This window comes from Ideonella azotifigens, from assembly GCF_006519715.1.
GTDB classification, from domain to species: domain Bacteria; phylum Pseudomonadota; class Gammaproteobacteria; order Burkholderiales; family Burkholderiaceae_C; genus Ideonella; species Ideonella azotifigens.
In genome coordinates, this window is sequence record NZ_VIDT01000626.1 from 1 (window position 1) to 3,280 (window position 3,280).

Here is a 3,280-nt window from a genome sequence, read left to right on the forward strand (position 1 = left end):
CAGCAGCAGCCGGCCCTGCGCATCGCCCAGCACCGTGGGCACGCCGCTGCGCAAGGTGCCCACCAGCGAATGGGTGGTGCCCAGGTCTATGCCCACCGCCAGCCGGTGCTGGTGCGGCGCCGCCGCGCGGCCGGGTTCGGCAATCTGCAGCAAAGCCATCATGTACCTCTTGGAGTGAACAGGGAACAGCCGGCGATCAGGCTCCCCCAAACCCAGCGACCGCCGCAGGACGGCTTTGCCGGCCTGCCAGCGGTGCCCCCCTTGAGGGGGCGCGCGAAGCGCGTAGGGGGTGGGCCCGTCTAGACCGCGAAGGACTCGCCGCAGCCGCAGTTGGCGGTGGCGTTCGGGTTGTGGAACTTGAAGCCTTCGTTGAGGCCTTCGCGCACCCAGTCCAGCTGGGTGCCGTCGACCAGCGGCAGGCTCTTGGCGTCCACTAGCAGGGTCACGCCTTCGCTGGCGAACTGCAAGTCTTCCGGTGCGGGGGACTCGGCGAATTCCAGCGCGTAGGCATAGCCCGAGCAGCCGCTGGTCTTCACGGCCACGCGCAGGCCGAAGCCGCCGCCGCGCTGCGCCAGCGCCTTCTGGATCTGCCTGGCGGCCTTGGGCGTCACACTGAGTGTCATGACGGCCTCACACGCTGAAGGAGCTGCCGCAGCCGCAGGTGCTGGCGGCATTCGGGTTGCGGATGATGAAGCGCGAGCCGTCCAGGCTTTCCTCGTAGTCGATCTGCGCGCCCATCACGTACTGCAGGCTGGAGGCATCGACCAGCACCTTGATCGCGCCGGCCTCGACGCAGAGGTCGTCGTCCTTGGCCACGTCGTCGAACGCGAAGCCGTACTGGAAGCCGGAGCAGCCGCCGCCGGTCACGAAGATGCGCAGCTTCAGCTCAGGGTCGCCCTCTTCGGCCAGCATCGCGCCGACCTTGCCGATGGCCGCGTCGCTGACCTGCAGCTTGGGCGCGCCCTCGGGCAGAACGAAGGGCTCTGACGGCGGGCGAGGCGTGGTGGCGCAGCTGCTGCCGGCGTTCGGTTGGGATTGGCAAGCGGACATGGTGGGTTCCTGTTCGGTGAATGGCCACTGGGGCCAGGGAGGCGAAGGAAATCCGCGGCGCTCAGGCGACGGCAGTGGCGTTCGCGGCGGACGGGCTGCAGGCGGGCTGTTCCAGCGTGGTCGCGGCGCCCGCATCCGTGGCGACATGGCGCTGCCGGTAGTCGGCCACCGCCGCCTTGATGGCGTCTTCGGCGAGGATGGAGCAATGGATCTTCACCGGCGGCAGCGCCAGCTCCTCGGCGATGCTGGTGTTCTTGATGGCCAGCGCCTGGTCCAGCGTCTTGCCCTTGACCCATTCGGTGACCAGCGACGAAGAGGCGATGGCCGAGCCGCAGCCATAGGTCTTGAAACGTGCGTCCTCGATCAGGCCGGTGGCCGGGTTCACGCGGATCTGCAGCTTCATCACGTCACCGCAGGCGGGCGCGCCGACCATGCCGGTGCCCACGCCATCGTCGTCTGCGCCAAAGGCGCCCACGTTGCGCGGGTTCTCGTAGTGCTCGATGACTTTTTCGCTGTAGGCCATGGGGGCTCCTGGGGCTCTGGGAATGAAGGGGCGGGTTGGGTGGGGTTCAGTGCTCGGCCCACTGCACGCTGGCGAGGTCCACGCCGGCGCAGTGCATGTCCCACAGCGGGCTCAGCTCGCGCAGGCGGGCCACCGTGGCTTTCACGCGGGCCAGTGCGGTGTCGATGTCGGCCTCGGTGGTGAAACGGCCGAACGAGAAGCGGATCGAGCTGTGGGCCACTTCGTCGGACAGGCCCAGCGCGCGCAGCACGTAGCTGGGCTCCAGGCTGGCCGAGGTGCAGGCCGAGCCGGAGGACACGGCAATGCCCTTCATTCCCATCAGCAGCGACTCGCCTTCGACGAAGGTGAAGCTCAGGTTCAGGTTGTGCGGCACGCGCTGCTGCAGGCTGCCGTTGACCAGCACCTCGGGGATCTCGCGAGCCCCCGCCAGCAGCCGGTCGCGCAGCGCCGCGATGCGCTGGTTCTCGCTGGCCATGCTTTGCCGCGCCAGCCGGTAGGCCTCGCCCATGCCGACGATCTGGTGCGTGGCCAGCGTGCCCGAGCGCATGCCGCGCTCGTGGCCGCCGCCGTGCATCTGCTCCTCGATGCGCACGCGCGGCTTGCGCCGCACGTAGAGCGCGCCAATGCCCTTGGGGCCGTAGGTCTTGTGGGCCGACAGGCTCATCAGGTCCACCGGCAGCGTGGCCAGGTCGATCTCTACCTTGCCGCTGGCCTGCGCCGCGTCCACATGGAACAGCACGCCCTTGCTGCGGCACAGCGCGCCAATCGCGGCCACGTCCTGGATCACGCCGATCTCGTTGTTGACGAACATCACCGAGACCAGCAAGGTGTCTGGCCGCAGCGCGGCCTTGAGCACGTCGATGTCCAGCAGGCCATCGGGCTGCACGTCCAGGTAGCTCACCTCGAAGCCCTGGCGCTCCAGTTCCCGCATGGTGTCGAGCACGGCCTTGTGCTCGGTCTTCAGCGTGATCAGGTGCTTGCCCCTGGCCTGGTAGAAGCGGGCCGCGCCCTTCAGGGCCAGGTTGTTGGACTCGGTCGCGCCCGAGGTCCAGACGATCTCGCGCGGGTCCGCGCCGATCAGCCCGGCCACGTGCTCGCGGGCGATCTCCACCGCCTCTTCGGCGGCCCAGCCGTAGGCATGGCTGCGGGAGGCCGGGTTGCCGAACTGCTCGTACAGGTAGGGCACCATCGCATGGACCACGCGCGGGTCCACCGGCGTGGTGGCGGCATAGTCGAGATAGATCGGCTTGCCGTCCAGCTTCAGATCCAGCGAACCCCGTGTCGAGCCATTCATCGCACCACTCCCAGTCAGGTCAGGTGCTCCTTCTTCTCAAGGAACGTGCCAGTTCCGGCGGCTCGTATTCCGGCACCGGAAACATCAAACGAATCAGGCACTTGGCGCCATTCGAGCGGGCTGGGAATCGATGCCGCACGACCACCGGCCCCTGTCGTGCGGACAGCCGCTGTCGGCTTTGTCGGATGTACGACGCAGCGGCGCCGGGCCGCCCGGGGCCCTGCCCTGCGAAGGCGCTGCGGGCCCGTTGTTTGCGTCAGCAGCAAGGCAGCACCCCGCGCAAGACGCAACCCGACAAGCGACCGACCATGAACCTCTTCACCGGCGAATCAGCAGACGAATTCTTTGGCGGCGAGATGCCGGCGGCCGCTCGCCAGGCGCTTCGCCTGGCAGCCCACGCGCCGCGCGAGGAA

General features: G+C 68.5%; 4 protein-coding genes. All 4 read right to left on the reverse strand.

Going from position 1 to position 3,280, the window contains the following annotated elements:
* Positions 1–299: 299 nt before the first annotated feature.
* A complete protein-coding gene (locus FKP22_RS25250; RefSeq protein ID WP_141290464.1) occupies positions 300–623 on the reverse strand; it encodes a HesB/IscA family protein in 324 nt (107 codons plus the stop codon).
* A 7-nt stretch (positions 624–630) separates the two neighbouring features.
* Positions 631–1,050 (reverse strand): iron-sulfur cluster insertion protein ErpA, encoded by a 420-nt coding sequence (gene erpA / locus FKP22_RS25255; protein WP_141290466.1) that lies wholly within the window; start codon positions 1,048–1,050, stop codon positions 631–633.
* Between the two features lie 61 nt (positions 1,051–1,111).
* A complete protein-coding gene (iscU, locus tag FKP22_RS25260) occupies positions 1,112–1,573 on the reverse strand; it encodes a Fe-S cluster assembly scaffold IscU (protein WP_141290469.1) in 462 nt (153 codons plus the stop codon).
* A gap of 46 nt (positions 1,574–1,619) precedes the next feature.
* Entirely contained in the window at positions 1,620–2,867 is a 1,248-nt protein-coding gene (locus FKP22_RS25265) for an IscS subfamily cysteine desulfurase (protein ID WP_170201081.1), read from the reverse strand.
* Between the last annotated feature and the right edge of the window lie 413 nt (positions 2,868–3,280).

Excerpts from the sequence above, each read along its gene's own strand:
- FKP22_RS25250 (WP_141290464.1), bottom strand. The coding sequence starts at position 623 with ATGACACTCAGTGTGACGCCCAAGGCCGCCAGGCAGATCCAGAAGGCG.
- erpA (WP_141290466.1), bottom strand. The coding sequence starts at position 1,050 with ATGTCCGCTTGCCAATCCCAACCGAACGCCGGCAGCAGCTGCGCCACC.
- iscU (WP_141290469.1), bottom strand. The coding sequence starts at position 1,573 with ATGGCCTACAGCGAAAAAGTCATCGAGCACTACGAGAACCCGCGCAAC.
- FKP22_RS25265 (WP_170201081.1), bottom strand. The coding sequence starts at position 2,867 with ATGAATGGCTCGACACGGGGTTCGCTGGATCTGAAGCTGGACGGCAAG.